Source organism: Fredinandcohnia onubensis (genome assembly GCF_002734285.1).
GTDB lineage: Bacteria > Bacillota > Bacilli > Bacillales > Bacillaceae_L > Ferdinandcohnia > Ferdinandcohnia onubensis_A.
In genome coordinates this window covers 55,237-73,953 of record NZ_NSEA01000013.1, presented here as the reverse complement: position 1 = coordinate 73,953, position 18,717 = coordinate 55,237, and the positions used below count along the sequence as shown (strand labels likewise).

17 protein-coding genes are annotated in these 18,717 nt (G+C 40.1%); 12 read left to right on the top strand and 5 right to left on the bottom strand.

Going from position 1 to position 18,717, the window contains the following annotated elements; all coding sequences use genetic code 11:
• Nucleotides 1-2 precede the first annotated feature (2 nt).
• Entirely contained in the window at nt 3-914 is a 912-nt protein-coding gene (locus tag CKJ95_RS13605; RefSeq protein ID WP_099353981.1) for a type II secretion system F family protein, read from the top strand.
• Nucleotides 915-989: 75 nt separating this feature from the next.
• Here the strand turns inward: CKJ95_RS13605 and CKJ95_RS13600 are convergent, their stop codons facing one another.
• The gene (locus tag CKJ95_RS13600; RefSeq protein WP_099353980.1) at nt 990-2,183 is read right to left on the bottom strand and encodes an MFS transporter; all 1,194 of its coding nucleotides are present in this window, start codon (nt 2,181-2,183) and stop codon (nt 990-992) included.
• Between the two features lie 219 nt (nt 2,184-2,402).
• Between CKJ95_RS13600 and CKJ95_RS13595 the strand changes: the two genes are divergently transcribed.
• From CKJ95_RS13595 to CKJ95_RS13580, 4 genes are all read left to right on the top strand, one after another.
• Nucleotides 2,403-3,839, top strand: a complete 1,437-nt coding sequence (locus CKJ95_RS13595; protein WP_099353979.1) for a DEAD/DEAH box helicase — start codon at nt 2,403-2,405, stop codon at nt 3,837-3,839.
• Nucleotides 3,840-4,043: 204 nt separating this feature from the next.
• Nucleotides 4,044-5,057, top strand: a complete 1,014-nt coding sequence (locus tag CKJ95_RS13590; protein WP_257215796.1) for an alpha/beta fold hydrolase — start codon at nt 4,044-4,046, stop codon at nt 5,055-5,057.
• A 22-nt stretch (nt 5,058-5,079) separates the two neighbouring features.
• Nucleotides 5,080-5,421 carry a hypothetical protein gene (locus CKJ95_RS13585; RefSeq protein ID WP_099353977.1) on the top strand — a complete coding sequence of 114 codons (342 nt, stop codon included), beginning with the start codon at nt 5,080-5,082 and terminating at the stop codon, nt 5,419-5,421.
• Nucleotides 5,422-5,563: 142 nt separating this feature from the next.
• Nucleotides 5,564-6,013, top strand: a complete 450-nt coding sequence (locus tag CKJ95_RS13580; protein WP_099353976.1) for a YueI family protein — start codon at nt 5,564-5,566, stop codon at nt 6,011-6,013.
• Nucleotides 6,014-6,105: 92 nt separating this feature from the next.
• Here CKJ95_RS13580 and CKJ95_RS13575 read toward each other — a convergent pair whose 3' ends face one another.
• The 4 genes from CKJ95_RS13575 to CKJ95_RS13560 are packed head-to-tail and all read right to left on the bottom strand — an operon-like array spanning nt 6,106 to nt 9,488.
• The gene (locus CKJ95_RS13575; RefSeq protein ID WP_099353975.1) at nt 6,106-6,708 is read right to left on the bottom strand and encodes a response regulator transcription factor; all 603 of its coding nucleotides are present in this window, start codon (nt 6,706-6,708) and stop codon (nt 6,106-6,108) included.
• The gene (locus CKJ95_RS13570) at nt 6,705-7,841 is read right to left on the bottom strand and encodes a sensor histidine kinase (RefSeq protein ID WP_099353974.1); all 1,137 of its coding nucleotides are present in this window, start codon (nt 7,839-7,841) and stop codon (nt 6,705-6,707) included. The genes CKJ95_RS13575 and CKJ95_RS13570 overlap by 4 nt, the downstream gene beginning before the upstream one ends.
• A gap of 5 nt (nt 7,842-7,846) precedes the next feature.
• Nucleotides 7,847-8,587: an ABC transporter permease gene (locus CKJ95_RS13565; RefSeq protein ID WP_099353973.1), complete on the bottom strand. Its 741-nt coding sequence runs from the start codon at nt 8,585-8,587 to the stop codon at nt 7,847-7,849.
• A 1-nt stretch (nt 8,588) separates the two neighbouring features.
• Entirely contained in the window at nt 8,589-9,488 is a 900-nt protein-coding gene (locus tag CKJ95_RS13560; protein ID WP_099353972.1) for an ABC transporter ATP-binding protein, read from the bottom strand.
• Nucleotides 9,489-9,729: 241 nt separating this feature from the next.
• On the opposite strand from CKJ95_RS13560, the gene CKJ95_RS13555 reads away from it, so the two are divergent.
• The 7 genes from CKJ95_RS13555 (at nt 9,730) to narJ (ending at nt 18,458) form a co-directional block, all read left to right on the top strand.
• The gene (locus CKJ95_RS13555; RefSeq protein WP_099353971.1) at nt 9,730-11,232 is read left to right on the top strand and encodes a nitrate/nitrite transporter; all 1,503 of its coding nucleotides are present in this window, start codon (nt 9,730-9,732) and stop codon (nt 11,230-11,232) included.
• Nucleotides 11,233-11,473: 241 nt separating this feature from the next.
• Complete coding sequence (locus CKJ95_RS13550) at nt 11,474-11,899, top strand: hemerythrin domain-containing protein (RefSeq protein WP_099353970.1); 426 nt, start codon at nt 11,474-11,476, stop codon at nt 11,897-11,899.
• Between the two features lie 39 nt (nt 11,900-11,938).
• Nucleotides 11,939-12,250, top strand: a complete 312-nt coding sequence (locus CKJ95_RS13545; RefSeq protein WP_099353969.1) for a hypothetical protein — start codon at nt 11,939-11,941, stop codon at nt 12,248-12,250.
• A 171-nt stretch (nt 12,251-12,421) separates the two neighbouring features.
• A complete protein-coding gene (locus CKJ95_RS13540) occupies nt 12,422-12,706 on the top strand; it encodes a hypothetical protein (RefSeq protein ID WP_373604853.1) in 285 nt (94 codons plus the stop codon).
• Nucleotides 12,690-16,367 (top strand): nitrate reductase subunit alpha, encoded by a 3,678-nt coding sequence (locus CKJ95_RS13535; RefSeq protein ID WP_099353967.1) that lies wholly within the window; start codon nt 12,690-12,692, stop codon nt 16,365-16,367. Before CKJ95_RS13540 ends, CKJ95_RS13535 begins: the two co-directional genes overlap by 17 nt.
• On the top strand, nt 16,357-17,859 hold the full coding sequence (narH, locus tag CKJ95_RS13530) for a nitrate reductase subunit beta (protein WP_099353966.1): 1,503 nt from the start codon (nt 16,357-16,359) through the stop codon (nt 17,857-17,859). Before CKJ95_RS13535 ends, narH begins: the two co-directional genes overlap by 11 nt.
• Nucleotides 17,856-18,458, top strand: a complete 603-nt coding sequence (gene narJ / locus CKJ95_RS13525) for a nitrate reductase molybdenum cofactor assembly chaperone (protein ID WP_099353965.1) — start codon at nt 17,856-17,858, stop codon at nt 18,456-18,458. Before narH ends, narJ begins: the two co-directional genes overlap by 4 nt.
• Nucleotides 18,459-18,717 lie beyond the last annotated feature (259 nt).

The following is an 18,717-nucleotide window of genomic DNA, read 5'->3' as shown; positions in this document are numbered from 1 at the left end:
CAATGATACAAATCTTTTTTGTTGTCGCTAGTTTTCTTTGTTTTATGTTGGTCATTGGTGGGCTGCTAAGTCTAATTTATAAAAAGGATATTGCGATTGAGGTACGGACCAAGCATTATTTTGGTCCAGACATAGAAAGAGAAATACCGGTGAAGAAACAAAAATTACAGTTGCATGTGATGAAGAATTATAGCGACAGGCTCAAAGGTGTCGTCGATAAAAAAATGGCGAGTTCGAAAAAAAGAGAACTCGAGAGAAGGCTACGTGAAGCGGGATACCCGTTGAAAATGTCAGCCATCGACTTTCGTTTTTTACAGCTGTTAATTGGGGGTGTCCTGTTTCTATCGGTATTTTTGTTATTAGGTAGTACTGCCATTTTTTTAAGGATTCTACTAGCGAGTGTGGTTGCGGCATTTGGGATTTATTATCCTTCTTTTTATTTAAGTACAATTATTAAAAAGCGGAGACATCAGATTCAAAAGAATATGTCTGACTTTTTTGATATGGTCAATTTATCAATTGAGGCTGGAATGGGGTTGGATGCCTCAATTCAAAAGGTCTGCAAACAAATGAAAGGGCCATTGTCAGAGGAATTCGTGCAAACAATGGAGGACATGAAGCTAGGAAAGTCTAGGAGAGAAGCATTTGCAGATCTTCGCGCCAGGGTTCCAATCCCACAGTTCCAAAGTATCATAACTTCACTGATCCAAGCGGACATGTTGGGTGTCGGTATGGCAAAGGTTCTCCACCAACTAACGCAACGAATTAGGGAACAACGGACTCAGTTTGCTCGTGAACAGGCCATGAAGGCACCAGTCAAAATGATTTTTCCAATGATGCTATTTATCTTCCCGTCCATCTTTATCGTATTAATGGGACCATTAATTATTTATCTAATCGAAAATGTAATGTAGGAAAGTGGACCTTGTCCCAACATAGAAAAAGGTGACCTGAATTTGGTCACCTTTTTTTGAGCAGTCACTGTCCCATCAAATCATCGCTTTGACTTGCGGTTTTGTTTTTGAATTTCTTTGCCACATGATTGTGATGAATAATGTGACAATGAGAAGGATTAGCCCTAGGATGAATGGATAGATAATATTAACATCATATAATAATCCACCAAGTGTTGGGCCTAATATGTTTCCGATACTCATATATGCGTTATTCATTCCCATCGCAAATCCTTGTTCGTTGCCTGCAAGCTTAGATATTAGTGTGTTAAGCACAGGTCGTAGGATGGAAGTTGCAAGGAAAACAAGTAGTGAAATAGCGAAAAACATTGCGAAACTGTTAGCAACTAATGAAAGAAGGAAGCCTAATGCAGCTACAGAAATAAAAATGTTTAAAATTTTTCCTTCTCCAAAACGTGTTACCATACGATCTACAACGAATAATTGAACAATAACACTTACAAGTCCAGTTGATGTTACCATGATTGCAATATCCTGAGGTGTGGCTTGGTATTGGTTATCAACGAAAAGTCCGATAACTGATTCAAATGCCATTAAACCAAAGCTCATCACCAGTGTTATAATCAATGGAATGAAAAATGGCATTCGAACAGAACGTACTAGCTTTTTTGCCATTGTTTCATCATCAACAGGCGTGAATCCATCTTCTTTTTGTTGACTTTCCTTTAGGACCGCAAACGAGAATATAACCGATACAAGCGAAACCAATGCGGAAATTAAAAAGGGAAATTTTAATCCGAAGTCAGCTAAAAATCCTCCAATACCAGGTCCCACTACAATTCCAAGAGACATAGCCGCTGATACATAACTATTCCCTTTTGCACGTTGTTCCATCGTTGTGATATCCGCAACATAGGCAAAAATAGCTGGAATAAGAAGTGCTGCACCGATTCCACCAACAACGCGGGATGCATAGAGTAGCCAAATTGAATCTACAAAATAAAAAATAAACATGGACAACGTTAAACCGGATAGTCCATAGATAATCATTTTTCTACGACCATATTGGTCCGTCCATTTACCTGCGATCGGTGAGAAAATAAATTGCGCACCAGCAAATATAGCAATCATGAGGCCAGCTGCCTTTCCACCCTCATTGATTGATTCTAAATAAGCAGGCAAAATGGGAATAATAATCCCAAAACTCCCAATTGCGATAAACATATTGATCATCAAAATGATCATTTTTTTACGTTGGTCTGCTGACATCAATACACCTCTTTTTTTCATGAATATTTATATAAAAACTTTAATTCTATTTCTCATTAGCTATACTAAGTTAATACATCCCTATCCAGTTGTCAACGAAAAAAAACTGGGATAAGTTCCGCGCTGGGTCACAGGGACAGGTCCCACGTCCCACCATATTTTTCCTGGGACAATGGACCTGTCCCTCTGTCCCATAATAAATATAGATGAGGTAATTATATGAATGGTTTTGAAAGATTTAATTTAAGTGATGAAATTGTGAAGGCACTTTCGGGTTTGCGTTATCAAATTCCAACAGAAATTCAAGCGAAGGTGATACCTGTTGCGATGCAGAAAAATGACATTGTTGGAAAATCGCAAACTGGTAGTGGTAAGACTGCAGCATTTGCGATTCCAATTTGTGAATTGGTTGATTGGGTTGAAAATAAGCCACAAGCCTTGATTTTAACGCCAACGAGAGAACTGGCCGCACAGGTGAAGGAAGATGTTATTCATATTGGTCGATTTAAACGGATTAAGGCAACTGCTATTTTTGGAAAGCAATCCTATGAACGACAAAAGTTAGAGCTAAAGCAAAAGACACATGTAGTTGTGGGAACACCAGGAAGGGTACTGGACCATATTCAAAAGGGAACTCTTTTTGTGGATCATATAAAATTTCTAGTAATTGATGAAGCTGACGAGATGTTGAATATGGGCTTCATTGAACAAGTGGAGTTGATCATCCAAGCCCTTCCGACTGAGCGGGTTACGATGCTGTTTTCAGCAACATTACCTGAAGATGTTGAAGCTCTATCGGCCAAGTATATGAAAAAGCCAGAATATATTGAGGTTAAAAATCCAATTGTTGCAAAAGGAAAAATTGAGCATTCTTTAATGAGTGTTGAAGAAGAAGATAAACTCTCACTTTTAAAGAACATTACGAGTGTTGAAAATCCAGATAGCTGTATTATTTTTTGCGGAACACAGCAGGGTGTAGACGATTTGCATCGAAAACTGTCAAAATCCAATTATTCCTGTGGAAAAATTCACGGTGGTATGGTTCAAGAAGAGCGTTTTGCTGCGATGGATGATTTTAAGAAGGGCAAGTTTCGATACTTAGTAGCGACAGATGTTGCGGCAAGAGGGATAGATGTTGAGGATATTTCGCTTGTGATCAGTTATGATGTGCCTCAGGATAAAGAGCGGTATGTTCATCGAATTGGAAGAACGGGTCGCGCAGGTAAAACTGGAAAAGCAATTACTCTCGCAACACCCCAAGAAGAAAATCTAGTAAAAGAAATTGAAGAATACATCGGTGAGGAAATTCGGAACATCGACTCTCCAAGTAAGGAAGAAGTTGCTCGTGCAAAAGCAGCCTTTGTAGAAAAAATGAACGCCAAGCCACAACTTAAACAGGATAAAGCAAAGCAAGTTAACAAGGATATTTTAAAGCTTTATTTTAATGGTGGAAAGAAAAAGAAGCTCCGGGTGGTCGATTTTGTCGGAACAATTGCTAAAATCCCCGGAGTATCTGCAGATGATATTGGAATCATCACCATCCAAGAAAACGCCACCTATGTGGATATATTAAACGGGAAAGGCCAGCATGTTCTAACAGCAATGAAACAAATAACCATCAAAGGAAAACAACTAAAAGTACATATTGCAAAATAGGAAAGGGTCAGAGGACAGGTTTCTCGTTATACCATTTTTTTCCTGGGACAAGGGACCTGTCCCTGTGACCCAACCGGTTCGACTTCCAGCTCGCGTGTGACCCAAATCGATGAATCATAGAAAAGGAATTTTGAGGAAGTTGAGAGAATAGAGTATTATATATTATTTTTGTTTTCTGAGAGGTTGGTTGGTTTGGGGATATTTTTGCGTAAGCCTGATTTTGAGATTTCTTCAAGTGGGATACAGTCGGTTGAAGGAGTTACTCTTGGTGGTATAAAGCAATCGATTTTAATTCAAGCGGATGATGTAACAAAGCCGGTTCTACTTTTTATTCATGGTGGTCCTTCTATGCCGTTGCTAGGTATTTCTTCGAAGGGAAGGGATTATACGATTATCACGAATACGAAGGAACTAGTGAAAAAATTTGTAGTTGTCTTCTGGGATCAGCGTGGAACGGGTAAATCATATCATCAGGAAATTCCACAGGATTCTATGACAATTGAACAATTTATTTCGGATGCGAATGAACTGGTGGACTATTTGCGGGACCGCTTTAAGCAGGAAAAGATTTTCCTTGCTGCACATTCATGGGGAAGTACAATTGGATTAAACCTAGCGTCAAGGTATCCTGAAAAGTTTAATTCATATGTAGGAATTTCTCAGATTATTAGTTGGACAGAGAATGATCGATTGGCTCTTAGATGGCTAAAGGAAGAAGCGAAAAGACGTGGAAATAAGAAAGCAATCACAGAACTTGAAAATGTAGGAGAACCACCTTATATTGAAAGTTTCAAACAGTGGAGTGTCATTCGAAAATGGCAGCGTATCTTTAATACATTAGTCTATCAAACTGAAAATGCACCTGGGCTATTTGCACTCACAATGGATATGGTAAGGTCTGAGGAGTACTCATTGAAGGATGTATATCATACATATTATAAAGGATTCAAGCTTATCTATTCACAGAGATTTATAGAAGAACTGGCTACAAATAACTTTATGGAGTCATTGCCCGAACTTCCTATACGTGTTACGTTTATTCACGGACGACATGATTTTCATGTGAATGGTAGCTTAGTAGAATCGTATTTTAATCAGATGGTTGCACCAAAAGGAAAACGGATGATTTGGGCGGAGAAATCTGCGCATGCTTTTCATCCAAGTGATACAAAACGAATAGAGCAACATTTAATAGAAGAGTTAAGTAACTTGAAATAGTAAGAGGCAGAAGGGAGTTCCTATGGATTTTGTTGAGATCGCGATACTAGTCTTAATATGGGGAATATTTGGGGTTAATATTGTCAAAGTTTATAAAAAAGGGAAAAAAGAAAAACGCAATCAAATTTTTGACTATAAAAATTTCGAGTTCTGGGAAGAAAGCATGCGGCTCATAGGGATACTCCTATTTATTTCAGGGCTAATTGCTGATATTTCCTTAGTAAAACATATTGGTGCCTTTTTACTAGCAGGCGGTTGGCTATTATCAGGCATTTTATTATTGCAGGAAAATAGGAAAAGAGGCATCCTCATTATGATGGTGGCGGTCCTTTTTGGGGTAATCTATTATCTAATATGGTTTTAAGTAATGGAGCATCGGTGAATGCTCCATTTTATATTGTGTATATTTCCTATGAACATAGACGTGCCGCACAGAATACTCATAAAAGGAGCAAGATATTGTTATAATTGGAAATACTAAAGGCGAGCGAAAAGGGGAGGACGATATGACGAAGCAGAATGTAGATGACTATCTTCAACAGGGGATACATGGGACGAAGGAAATAAAACCAGAAGAACGCAAACAATTTCTTGGAACTATTAGGGAACGTGTATTATTGGCGTTAACTCAATCACAGGTTAGAGAAAACAAGGTATTCCAAGAAGTCCAGAATGCTTGTAAAAAAAACACCGGGGTACATATGTACTTAAATGGTCATATGAATTATCGCTTTTTATCCAAATATGTAAAGCTGGCGAGTACAAACAATATGGAGTACACACTTGTCACAAACAAGGACTACAATTCGGACCTCGGGCTAGTACTTGCATTCGATCATGCCATCGATAAAGAGGATATTTATATAACGGAAAAAGGAAAACCAATATTACCACAAGAGAATAAATCCGAAAAAAAAGGACTCCTCTCACTTTTTAAAAAAACCTTTAAAAAGTAGGGAAGACTCCCTTTTTTTATGGGACACAGGGACAGGTCCCGCGTCCCACCATTTTTTTCCTGGGACAAGGGACCTGTCCCTCTGACCCAAATTTAGATCCAACTTTTTTCTTTTGCGACGGTAACAGCTTCGGTACGGTTTTTTACGCCTAGTTTGTTAATGATTTCGGACATATAATTTCGGACAGTTCCAGCTGATAAAAATAATTGTGATGAAATTTCTTTTGAGGTTTTTCCCTCTGAGGCCAATCGAAGTACGGCCTGTTCACGTTCTGTTAAGGGATTGTCATCTTTCATGCTGCCGAAAATCAGTTCAGGAGCAAATTCACGTTTTCCTTTCATCACACTTCGAATGGATTCCGCAAGCTCATCAACTGACCCGTCTTTTAGCATATACCCGTGTACGCCAATTTTTACTGCTTGCTCAAAATAACCTGGACGGGCAAAAGTGGTCAAAATAATGATTTTACATGTAGAAAAATGATTTTTAGCCTCCTCGGCTACTTTAAGTCCGCTCATATAGGGCATTTCAATATCCATTAAACAAACATCGGGCTTAAGGGATAGAATCAGCTTCAATGCCTCTTTTCCATTGGATGCTTCCCCAACGATTTCAATGTCTTCCTCAAAATCGAGTAAAGAGCCTAAAGCTCCTCTAAGCATACCTTGATCCTCGGCAATCATTACTCTAATCAAGAACCAACACCAGCCTTTTTCTCCTTTGCAATTATAGGTACAGTGATAATTAATTTAGTTCCATTTTGAGAAATTGCTTCTCCGAAACCGTCGATTAAATGTAATCGCTCCTTTATTCCTTTTAACCCATTACCGTCAGCCGTCTTTTCATCTAGACCTTTACCATTATCAGAGATGGAAAGTTCGATTTCGCCCGGTTTTTTCAATAAATGTACAGTACAACTATTCGCAGCACTATGTTTAACAACGTTTGTAATCCCTTCTTTTAGACACAAACTCAGGATATTCTGAGTAAGCAGTGGGACATTTTCTAGTTTTGAATCGCCATCAAACTCAAAAGAAATGCCTGCAGCTTTTAAAATGTTCTCGGTTTCAATTAGTTCTTCTGCAATAGTGACGGCTCTCATATCAGATACTAATTCTCTTACTTGTGTCAAAGCAGTGCGAGAGGTTCTTTCAATCTCTTTTGTCTCAAGCTTAGCTTTTTCAATGTCCTTACTTATCAATTTGTGAACGAGCTGACTTTTTAGGGTAATCATTGAAAGTGTGTGTCCTAACGTATCATGAAGGTCTCTGGCAATCCTTAACCGTTCTTCACGTTTCACTAACTCCTCAATTTGTTCATTTGCTTCCTCAAGTTTTTTTTCTAGCTCCATACGGCTATTCATTGAACGGATACCGAATGGAGAAACAATCATAATGATAATAAAAATTCCATAAAAGTACATGGACTCTAGAATCAACGAATTCCAATGAATGAGAAGTGGAATGATAATTGAAAGTGTAAAGAACCCTAATGCGCGATAAAAGTAAACCTTTTTGCTATACCAGCCAATAAAATGAGCTGGAAAGAACCCTAAGAATAAATTATAGAGATTATAAGAGATTGCAAGGATCATAACCAAAATAATTTGGACAACTAACCAATATGCATAGGTCATTTTATCGGAAGAGTTATAGAGTTGTCGATAGGTTACGAGAAACAATAGTAGCAGGCCAATCCCTGCAACTTGTTTCCAGCCCTGCTCCAATAAAACATAGTAGGCAGGCATGACAAGATAGATTAAAAAGATATAGGGGAAGAACCCATACCTAGCAGGAAAGATCCGAAACTCTTTTATTTTTTGTAGCATTCAGCTTACACCGCCACTTCTTGTTTTCTCCTTGTATAACCTGATATTACCATGAACAGAAGGAGATACCCAACCAATAGTGTAAAATTAATCCAGTCTGGTTGGCCGCCGCGGACAATTTCCCATGCACCACTGCCAAAGTGATAGGAAGGGAGCCATTTTCCGATTGATTGAACGAAATTAGGCATTATCTCCATCGGCATCCACATACCACCACACAGTGCAAGAACCATATAAATCATATTCGAGATTCCAGAGGCTGTATCCACCCTTTTCATCGTTCCCACAAGTGTCCCTATAGCAAGAAAAGGCAACGAGCCGAATAGTAACCACATTCCACATATTAGCCACTCAAGAAGGGTGAGGGAGATTCCATTAATAAGTGCGCCTGAAGTAAATATAATCACAATCGAAAAAATATGAATGACTGTTTGCCCAATCATTTTTGCGGCGAAATAAGCTTGGTCAGATAATGGGGTAATTCTCATAAACATTGACCAGCCTTGTTTTCTCTCCTCAACCAACCGGATTCCAAGTGTCATAATAGCAGATCCCATTACACTAAATGCAGCCATTGACATTAAATAATGAGCTTGCCATAATTGTTGATCGTCCATTCCTGAATTAAAAATTCTCGTAAAAACGATGTAAAAAACGATTGGCATGAACAAAGACCAAAATACATAGTAGGGATTACGGAAAATTCTCAGAACCTCGAACTTACATTGCATTATAAAACCGTTCATATTAGATAACCTCCCTTTTTTCAACTAACTGTTCAAACGCATCCTCGAGACGCCCGCGTTCAATTTCGATATTTTGAACGGAAAGTTTCTGAGCAAAAATGGAGGCTAGGACTCCATCTGTATGATCTGTTAATAAAAATATCCGACCATTCTTTTCATATACATCTGTTACATATGGAAGGTTTTTTAATTCTTCATGGCTAATTGCTGAAATTGGAGTAAATGAAACAGACTGTTTTAATAACCTGGCTTTTATACTTTTTGGGGTTCCGTCCCCAATGATGTTTCCTTCATGAAAGAGAATGACTCTTTCAGCAATATCATCGGCCTCTTGTAAATAATGGGTAGTAAATAGAATCGTTTTCCCACGATCTCTCAAATCACGAACGGTTCTCCAAAATAGTTTTCTTGAGGTTACATCCATACCAACAGTAGGTTCATCAAAAAATAACACATCAGGATTACCTGCCATCGCAAGCGCAAAACCAAGGCGTCGTTTTTGACCACCTGAAAGCTTATTGGCACGTTTTTGTAACTCATCCTTTGTAAATCCAGTAAAAGCAACCAGTTCCTCATATGATAAAGGCTGTGGATAATAACTTCTAAAAAGTTGGATAACCTCTCGTACCTTTAGTGCATCAATCACACTTACCTCTTGCAACAAAGCTCCGATTTTTTCACGTACAGCTTTTGCCTTTGGATGACTCCCGAAAAGTTGAACACTTCCATCAGTTGGCTCCAACAGCCCAAGCATCATCATCATAGTTGTCGTTTTTCCAGCCCCATTTGGACCGAGAATAGCAACAACTTCACCCTTTTGAATCGATAAAGATACTTGATTAACTGCCATCTTGTTTTTAAACAACTTACTAACTTGGTTTAATTCAATAATAGGTTCCATAAAAACACCTCCACCATCATTGTAAAACCGATCGACCACCAAAATTAGTGGATAATGTCATCAACCTCAATGACATTTGTCATCTGGGACACAGGTCCCGCGTCCACCCATTTTTTTCTGGGACAACGGACCTGTCCCTCTGCCCACCTAAACCTACGAGAAAAAAGTATGTTTGATTTTCTTGAAATTCCGTAAACTAGGAAGAATACATACAGATTGTTTGGAGGAGGAGTACCAAAGTATGAAGACGCAAAAGTTGCAGTTGCCACTTCAAACCTCGAGCTTGGTTGTAGGTTTTATGGTGTGGGTGATTCTATCTTCCCTAATGTCGAGCATTAAGCAGGATATACCTTTAACCGATAACCAAACCGCAATGGTTACAGCCGTTCCTGTCATCTTGGGCTCACTGTTGCGAATACTATTAGGATATTGGACAAATAAATTTGGGGCTAGATGGTTGTTTTTCCTTGGATTTGTCATCCTGGTTCTTCCTATTTTCTATATCAGTATCGCTGATTCCATGTTTGATTTGATTCTAGGCGGACTTCTTCTAGGTATTGGGGGAGCCCTGTTTTCGATTGGGGTTACATCCTTACCGAAGTACTATCCGAAGGAACGTCATGGATTCGTAAACGGGATTTATGGTGCAGGAAATATTGGTACTGCAATCACTTCATTTGCAGCACCAGCGCTTGCAATAAGCATTGGGTGGCAAAGTACGGTTCGCCTGTTTTTAATACCAGTCATTTTATTTGCACTTTTAAACTTTTTGCTTGGTGACCGTCATGAACCTAAAGTAAATAAACCATTGAGTGAACAGATAAAGAGCGTTTATAAAAATGAAAAGCTTTGGTTCATCAGCTTATTTTATTTTGTAACGTTTGGATCTTTTGTTGCGTTTACTGTGTATTTACCGAACTTTTTAGTCACTCATTTTGGGTTAACTTCGGTTGACGCGGGATTGCGAACAGCTGGGTTTATTACACTAGCAACCCTTTTAAGACCAGTAGGTGGGTGGCTAGGTGATAAATTTAATCCGTATCTCATTTTGTTTATTGTTTTTAATGTGATCACGTTTGCAGGTGTGCTCTTGGCGTTTACACCGGATATTGTTTTATATACGATTGGCTGTTTACTTATCTCTATTTTTGCAGGAATCGGCAATGGAACAATCTTCAAGCTCGTCCCGTATTATTTTTCAAAGCAAGCTGGGATTGTCAACGGAATCGTATCAGCAATGGGGGGGTTAGGTGGTTTCTTCCCGCCAATCGTTCTTTCAATCGTGTTTGGTATGACGGGACACTATGCGATTGGGTTTATGTCGCTCGCAATGTTTGCACTATTAAGCTCTGTTTTCGTTGTGTGGATGTTCTATACTGAAAAAATCCAACTGGAAGCAAAGCTTATCGAGAATGTTGCTCAAGGAATGATGGTTACGAATCCAAAGGGTATTATTCAAAAAGTTAACCATGCATTCACAACTGTTACTGGATTCGAACCGAATGAAGCAATCGGAAAATCTCCAAGTATTCTCCGTTCAGGAAAGCATGATACAACGTTTTATGAACAAATGTGGGATTCAATTCGATCGAAGGGATTTTGGCAGGGAGAAATTTGGAATCGACGAAAAAACAAAGAGCTTTATCGTGAATGGCTGACCATTAGTGAAGTGAAAAATGAAGCCGGCGAAGTTAAATATTATGTTGGACTCTTTAATGACCTGACTGAAAAACAGGACACATAGGTAGGGAAGAGCTGGGGTGCAAACCTCGGCTCTTTTTATGGTGGTGGAAACCACTTTATAGCGCAAATATCAAAAATAAAACGCAATTCCACGTATTAAGAAATTAACCCCGATTCGAAAACACCCATTTTATGACATTTTTCGCAAAATGTAAGCTAGTAAGTTTAACGCGACCTAAGATGGAAAGGATTATGAAGGAAGAAGAAATTAAACTTTTGTAAATGATGAAAGGATGATATTGATGTCAACAGGACCAAGTTTACGAAAAACAGATTCTCATTCAGCGATTCACGAGGCTGCATTACATGAGGCGAAGGAGCTTCGAAATTTATTTAGAAAATGTATTGACCAAGGAGATAAGGAAAAGGCATTACAGGTGGCGGAGATTGCAATTGATCATTGGGAATCGAGAACACTCAAGCATGCGGATTCAGAAGAGCAAGGTTTGTACAAAGAAATAATTGAACAAAACCCAAAACTTGAAAAACTAGTTAATCAATTAACCCGTGACCACGATTTAATGCGTCGCATCGTTGCAACGATGAAGAAAAGCCTTGAGACACAAGAAGCGGATCACCGGATGATACCACTACTTGATAGCCTAATTATAATAGATGAAATCCATAATGATGATGAAATGAATAAACTGCTAGCAACTAACGAATAATAAAATGAAAAATTAGGAAATAGAGGAAAGGGGATGTAAATGGGTAAAAAAGAGGTAATTGAGGAAAAAATGCTGCGATTTGCGGCTCCAAACTTATATCAGAAGATGGTTGAAACATTTTTAGCATATAACATTCATTCCTATGACATCTATGCCACTGTCGTGAAGCAGGAAAAAGGGTTTGAGCTTACTTTGCGATTCTCAGAATCATTTTCACAAGCTGTCACGGGCTTTGTAACCTTTGAACAAGCAGAGAATCCGGATGAAGAGGTTACGAACTTTTTTAAAGAAACTGCAGAAAAATGTAAGAATCAGTTGATTTCCGACTATTACAAGATGATTAAACTATAAAAATGTCGTACTTAGTTTTTCATGTCTAGTTCCAAGCGCCATCGGCTCGAGGTCATAAGCCAATCGCTTCGGAAGGCAAAAAGCGCCTTCTGTCAGCGCTCGTCTTATGCTTGTCGCCGATAAGCAGGCGCTTTGCACTTTTCTAAGGAAGGGGTTGATTTGTTGTTTTCAATGGAGAATGACGCAATGTTGATTGATGATCGGGAAGATTTAATTGCTGTTCTAAGAATGAGATTTGGTGACATACCTGGAAAAATGATTGAGGAAATCTATCAAATTCAGGATATGAGCACGCTACAGCGACTAATTCTTGCCGCAGCAAATGCATCAAGCTGGAAAGTCTTCCTCGAAGAATTCCAAGCAGGAACGCAAAGCTTCAGGTTAGTGGGTGAAGATTTTAATCCATTGGCAAATATTCTAAAGGGAAGGGATGGAGACATTGGCAAAGCAGAATAGTCTCTTCCACTCGCTAAAGCATTTAGTGCGTGGAGAGCGTATAAACGATGGTTGGACAGAAGAAAATCCACGCCCGCGTGACTGGGAATCAATTTATCGCAATCGCTGGGCCCATGATAAGGTCGTCCGTTCCACACATGGGGTGAACTGTACAGGTTCGTGTAGCTGGAAGATTCATGTGAAGGACGGAATCATTGCCTATGAAACTCAGCAAACAGACTATCCGTCTACTGGTGACGATTTCCCAGATTACGAGCCCCGCGGATGCCCACGTGGTGCGAGCTTTTCTTGGTATACATACAGCCCTACTCGGGTGAAATATCCATATGTACGAGGTGACCTTCTCGCTCTTTGGAAGGATGAGCTTGCGAAAGCGGACAACCCTGTACAAGCTTGGGAAAATATTGTCACCAATCCGGAAAAACGTCAATCATACGTATCCGCACGCGGTAGAGGTGGTTTCGTAAGAGGAAACTGGAAAGATATATGCCAAATGATTGCGGCATCGACGATCTATACAATTAAAAAATATGGTCCAGACCGGGTAGTAGGATTCAGCCCGATTCCGGCAATGTCGATGGTGAGTTATGCAGGTGGAACAAGATTCTTATCTCTAATTGGCGGAACCATTCTTAGTTTCTATGATTGGTATGCAGATTTGCCGCCAGCGTCTCCGCAGGTTTGGGGCGATCAAACTGACGTGCCAGAAAGCGGTGACTGGTACAATACAAAATATTTCATTATTTGGGGTACTAATATTCCGCAAACAAGAACCCCTGACGCGCATTTTATGGTTGAAGCGCGCTATAACGGAACGAAAGTAGTTGGAGTAAGTCCGGACTATGCGGAGTATGATAAGTTCGCTGATATCTGGTTGCCTGCAAAAGCAGGGACAGATGGGGCACTTGCAATGGCTATGACTCATGTCATTTTAAAAGAATTTTATGTGGATAAAGAAACACCTTATTTCCGTGATTATGCAAAGCAATACACAGATTTACCGTTCCTGATCACCCTTTCTAAAAAGGGAGAGAACTACCGTTCAGACCGGTTCCTGCGTGCATCTGATTTTTCGACTGATCACGAGCTTGGTGAATGGAAGACTGTGGTTTGGGACGAGACCTCGAATCAAATCGCCGTACCAAATGGAAGTCAAGGTTTCAGATGGGACAGCAGCACGAAATGGAATCTCGATATGACGACAGAAGACGGCACAAGTATTAATCCAAAGCTAAGCTTTATTAATGATTCTGATGAAGTAGCGATGGTAGAGTTTCCGTATTTTGCAGAAAAAGAGGGCGGGAAAATTGAGCGCGGTGTTCCAATCAAACGCATGAAAGACCAATCTGGTAATGAGATGATTGTTACAACTGTTTATGACTTGATGCTCGCACATACCGGCATTAACCGCGGATTAAATGGAGACTATCCGACTGACTACAATGATGCGGCAAGACCTTACACACCTGCATGGCAAGAAAGTATTACTGGTGTGAAAAAGGAACATGTCATCCAAGTTGCGCGTGAATTTGCTGAAAATGCGGCATTAACACAAGGTAAGTCGATGATTGCAATGGGTGGAGGAACAAACCACTGGTTCCACAGTGATCAAATCTATCGCTCCATTTTAAATCTGGTTCTACTTACAGGCTCACAAGGTGTGAATGGTGGCGGATGGGCTCACTATGTTGGACAGGAAAAGGTCCGTCCGTTAGAAGGCTTCTCACAAATTGCCTTTGCCAATGACTGGGTAAAAGCGCCAAAATTTATGAACGGGACATCATTTTTCTATTTTGCAACTGAGCAGTTCCGTTATGAATATGATTTTGATGAAAGAGAAACGGATTGGGGCAGTCAGTATTCAAATATGCATCCGGCTGATTTTAATGCGCTGTCTGCACGCTTGGGGTGGTTACCTAGCTTCCCATCCTTGTCACAAAACACACTGGATGTCATGAAGGATGCTCGCGCAAAACATAGTGATGACAAAGCTGTTACTGATTATATTGCGCAGCAGTTAGTCGATGGAAACTTAGAGTTTGCCATGGAAAATCCGAACGATCCACGGAATTTTCCAAGAGTCTTCTTTAATTGGCGATCCAACTTATTAGGGGACAGCGGAAAAGGCCATGAGTATTTTGTAAAGCACTTGATTGGTTCAAAGGATACGGTTTTATCGGACCCTGAACAATCGTGGCAGCCAAAGGATGTTAAGATTTCCGAAAAACCACCTGAAGGAAAAACAGATCTTTTCGTTAGTATGGATTTCCGGATGACAAGCTCAGGATTGTTCTCTGACATCATCCTGCCTGCTGCGACTTGGTATGAAAAACAGGATATCAGTACCACGGATTTACATCCATTCGTACATCCATTTAACGCGGCGATTAGTCCACCTTGGGATACAAGAAGTGACTGGGATGCCTTCCGGGAAATTGCAAAGGCTTTTTCTGAACTTGCAAAAGACCATTTGCCGGCCCAAGAGGACCTTGTCATTTCACCACTTGCCCATGACACGATTAATGAAATTGCTCAGCCTTTTGGTAAAGTCAAGGATTGGCGTAAGGGTGAAGTAGAAGGAATTCCAGGAAAAACAATGCCGAACTTTAATTATGTACAACGTGATTATCCAAATGTGTATGACATGTGGATAACAGTCGGACCGAATATTAAAAATGGTTATGGAACGAAAGGTGTAAAAATACCTGGGGATAAAGTATACAAATCATTACTTGATCGCCTAGGACCATCCAAACATGAAGGAGTCGGAAAAGGTTATCCATCCTTGTACACAGATGTTCAAGCAATTAATGCGATTCTTCTCATGTCAGGAGCAACGAATGGTAAGCGTGCTGTTGAAGGCTGGAAATCAATGGAGCAAAAGACAGGGAAGAAGCTTGAACATATTGCTAAAGAGCGTGAGGAAGAGGACTTTACATTAGATGCCCTTACGATTCAGCCTAGACAAACCCTTTCAACACCGGTTTGGAGTGGCCTTGAAAGTGATGGTCGTCGTTATTCACCGTTTACGGTAAACAAAGAGTACCACATTCCGTGGCACACACTTACTGGACGACAAAGCTTTTATTTAGATCATGAGGTGATGCTCGATTACGGTGAAGGTCTTCCACTATATATTCCACCGATTAACAAAGGTCCTTTTATAAAGGGAGAAAAAGAGGTTGAGAATAGTGGAAAGTCGATAACGCTTCGTTATATGACACCTCACCAAAAATGGGGTATCCACACGATGTTCACAGATACCCGAAACATGGTTCAGCTATTTAGAGGCTGGCAGGTTGTCTGGTTGAATGAAGAGGATGCTGCAGAAATCGGCATAAAAGATAATGACTGGATTGAATTATACAATCGTAATGGGGCTGTAGTGGCAAGAGCTGTTTTAACATACAGAATGCCGCGCGGTGCTGTCTATATGCACCATGCTCAGGATCGTACAATGGGCGTACCAGGAAATACAATTAATAAAAATCGTGGTGGAACACATAACAGCGTGACAAGAATTTATCCAAAGGCAACACATATGATTGGTGGTTATTCACAGCTTAGCTATGGATTCAATTATTATGGACCAACAGGTAGCCAAAGAGATACGTTGACAATTGTTCGCCCATTAAAGGAGGTCGACTGGCTTGAGAATTAAAGCACAAGTGGCAATGGTCATGCACTTAGATAAGTGTATCGGCTGTCATACTTGTTCTGTCACATGTAAAAATGTATGGACGAATCGACCGGGTATGGAGTACGTCTGGTACAACAACGTTGAAACACGTCCAGGACCAGGGTATCCGAAAGAATGGGAAAACACGGATCGCTATAAAGGTGGTTGGACATTACGAAATGGAAAACTACACCTACGAGCCGGTGGTCCAATTTCCAAACTTGCAAACATTTTTTACAATCCAAACATGGCAGGGCTTGATGATTTTTATGAACCATGGACATACGATTTTGAACATCTGCATAATGCGAAAAAGGGAGAAAACATCCCTGTAGCACGACCAAAATCAATGATTACTGGAAAATACATTGATAAGCCGGAATGGGGGCCGAACTGGGATGATGACCTTGCTGGCGGTAGTGAGGTCGTCCCGATGGACCCTAATGTGCAAAAGCTTCAGGAGCATATTGCCATGGAATATGAAAAAACATTCATGATGTATTTGCCGCGGATTTGTGAGCACTGTTTGAATCCATCCTGTGTTGCGTCCTGTCCATCAGGTGCGCTGTATAAAAGGGATGAAGATGGGATTGTTCTTGTTGACCAAGATGCTTGCCGTGGCTGGCGTTTTTGTATGAATGGTTGTCCTTATCATAAGGTGTACTATAACTGGAACACACATAAAGCGGAGAAGTGTAATTTCTGTTACCCACGAACAGAAGCTGGACTACCAACGATTTGTTCAGAAACATGCGTTGGCCGTATCCGTTATATTGGGGTCGTTTTATATGATGCTGACCGTGTAAAGGAAGCAGCATCCGTTGAAGACCCAAAAGACTTATATGAATCACAGCTCTCTGTCTTTTTAGATCCATTTGATCCAGAAGTAATTGAAAAAGCACAAGAGCAAGGCATTAATGCTAGCTGGATTAGAAGTGCCCAGGAATCACCGGTATATAAAATGGCAATGAAGTGGAAAATTGCGTTACCGTTGCATCCTGAATATCGCACAATGCCTATGGTGTGGTATGTTCCACCACTTAGTCCAATCATGAATCATATCACAAATGAGAATGGATTAAGTGCAGATGGATATATTCCAGCAGTTGATGATATGAGAATTCCGATGGAGTACTTGGCGTCGATTTTATCTGCAGACGATACCGATGTCATTCGCCGAGTGTTACTCAAAATGGCAGCAATGCGTGTTCATATGCGTGCCAAAACCGTTGGAGGGATTGACGAAGTGGAGAAGTCTAAGCTCTTAAAAGAAGCAAATACAACAGTTGAAGAGCTTGAAGAAATGCAACGTTTATTAGGTGTAGCAAAATACAATGAACGCTTCGTTATTCCAACAGGTCGTCGTGAAATGGATGAAGACCTCCATTACAAGCAAGGCGCATGTAGTATTGAGGATTTAGCACCACCCGAAGGAATGGTGACTTATCCATTTGAAAGAAGTGGAAATCAATGACCAATGAAGCAAAAGCTATATTAATGATTATGTCACGAATTCTCGATTATCCGGACAAGACCCTTTATGAAGGGTTTCCGGAAATTGAGGAATATGTGAACACAGAAGTTGGCTCGGTAAAAATGAGAAACGAAATCTTAGAAAGAATTGCACCACTTTTTAAGATGCCGTTATTAGAATTACAGGAGCTTTATGTAGAAACCTTTGATTATAAGGATAAAACAGGGCTTTATTTAACAGCCCATGAATTAGGCGACAGTAGAAAACGTGGGGCTGCATTAATTAAGCTCCAAAAGTTAATCGTCGAAGGTGGGTTTGAATATCATGGACAGGAAATTGTGGATTACATCCCGATGTTATTCGAGCTATTAGCTCATGCACCAGAGGGAGAGAATTTTGAACGATTATACCGCCGTTTAGCGTTTGCGGTTGATCGAGTCCACAAGAACCTATTCGATTCGAATCCATACCACCGAATTGTGGATTTGTTAATGATGTTTGTCTTTGAAGCACCAGAAGCAGAAGAAATTACATTGCTGGAAAATCAGCGTGAGGAAGCGGATTTAGAAGAGCTTCCTTATCCAATGCTTTATCAATAAAGTGAAACTTCATTCAGTGGGGGTTTATTTCATCCCTCACTGAATGTTAGTTGAACCAATCGGGCTTTTACTGGCAGTTGACCACCCCCTTTCACTTCTTGCACTTCAATTACGTCATAAAGGTAGGAGTCTTACTGCCAGTTAAAGCGGGGAAAATGTTCATAACTTGTGGATAATGTGGATAAGTATGTTGCTTTTCTGTGGATAACGTGGATATTGTGGAAAAAGAAAAATGTGAAACGCTCATCACTATCCACAA

Bases quoted from the DNA above. Each gene is read 5' to 3' on its own strand.
- CKJ95_RS13545 (WP_099353969.1), top strand. From the start codon at position 11,939: ATGGGTAAAAAAGAGGTAATTGAGGAAAAAATGCTGCGATTTGCGGCT.
- CKJ95_RS13565 (WP_099353973.1), bottom strand. From the start codon at position 8,587: ATGAACGGTTTTATAATGCAATGTAAGTTCGAGGTTCTGAGAATTTTC.
- CKJ95_RS13555 (WP_099353971.1), top strand. From the start codon at position 9,730: ATGAAGACGCAAAAGTTGCAGTTGCCACTTCAAACCTCGAGCTTGGTT.
- CKJ95_RS13570 (WP_099353974.1), bottom strand. From the start codon at position 7,841: ATGCTACAAAAAATAAAAGAGTTTCGGATCTTTCCTGCTAGGTATGGG.
- CKJ95_RS13600 (WP_099353980.1), bottom strand. From the start codon at position 2,183: ATGTCAGCAGACCAACGTAAAAAAATGATCATTTTGATGATCAATATG.
- CKJ95_RS13605 (WP_099353981.1), top strand. From the start codon at position 3: ATGATACAAATCTTTTTTGTTGTCGCTAGTTTTCTTTGTTTTATGTTG.
- narJ (WP_099353965.1), top strand. From the start codon at position 17,856: ATGACCAATGAAGCAAAAGCTATATTAATGATTATGTCACGAATTCTC.
- CKJ95_RS13580 (WP_099353976.1), top strand. From the start codon at position 5,564: ATGACGAAGCAGAATGTAGATGACTATCTTCAACAGGGGATACATGGG.
- CKJ95_RS13595 (WP_099353979.1), top strand. From the start codon at position 2,403: ATGAATGGTTTTGAAAGATTTAATTTAAGTGATGAAATTGTGAAGGCA.
- CKJ95_RS13585 (WP_099353977.1), top strand. From the start codon at position 5,080: ATGGATTTTGTTGAGATCGCGATACTAGTCTTAATATGGGGAATATTT.
- CKJ95_RS13550 (WP_099353970.1), top strand. From the start codon at position 11,474: ATGTCAACAGGACCAAGTTTACGAAAAACAGATTCTCATTCAGCGATT.
- CKJ95_RS13540 (WP_373604853.1), top strand. From the start codon at position 12,422: ATGGAGAATGACGCAATGTTGATTGATGATCGGGAAGATTTAATTGCT.
- CKJ95_RS13560 (WP_099353972.1), bottom strand. From the start codon at position 9,488: ATGGAACCTATTATTGAATTAAACCAAGTTAGTAAGTTGTTTAAAAAC.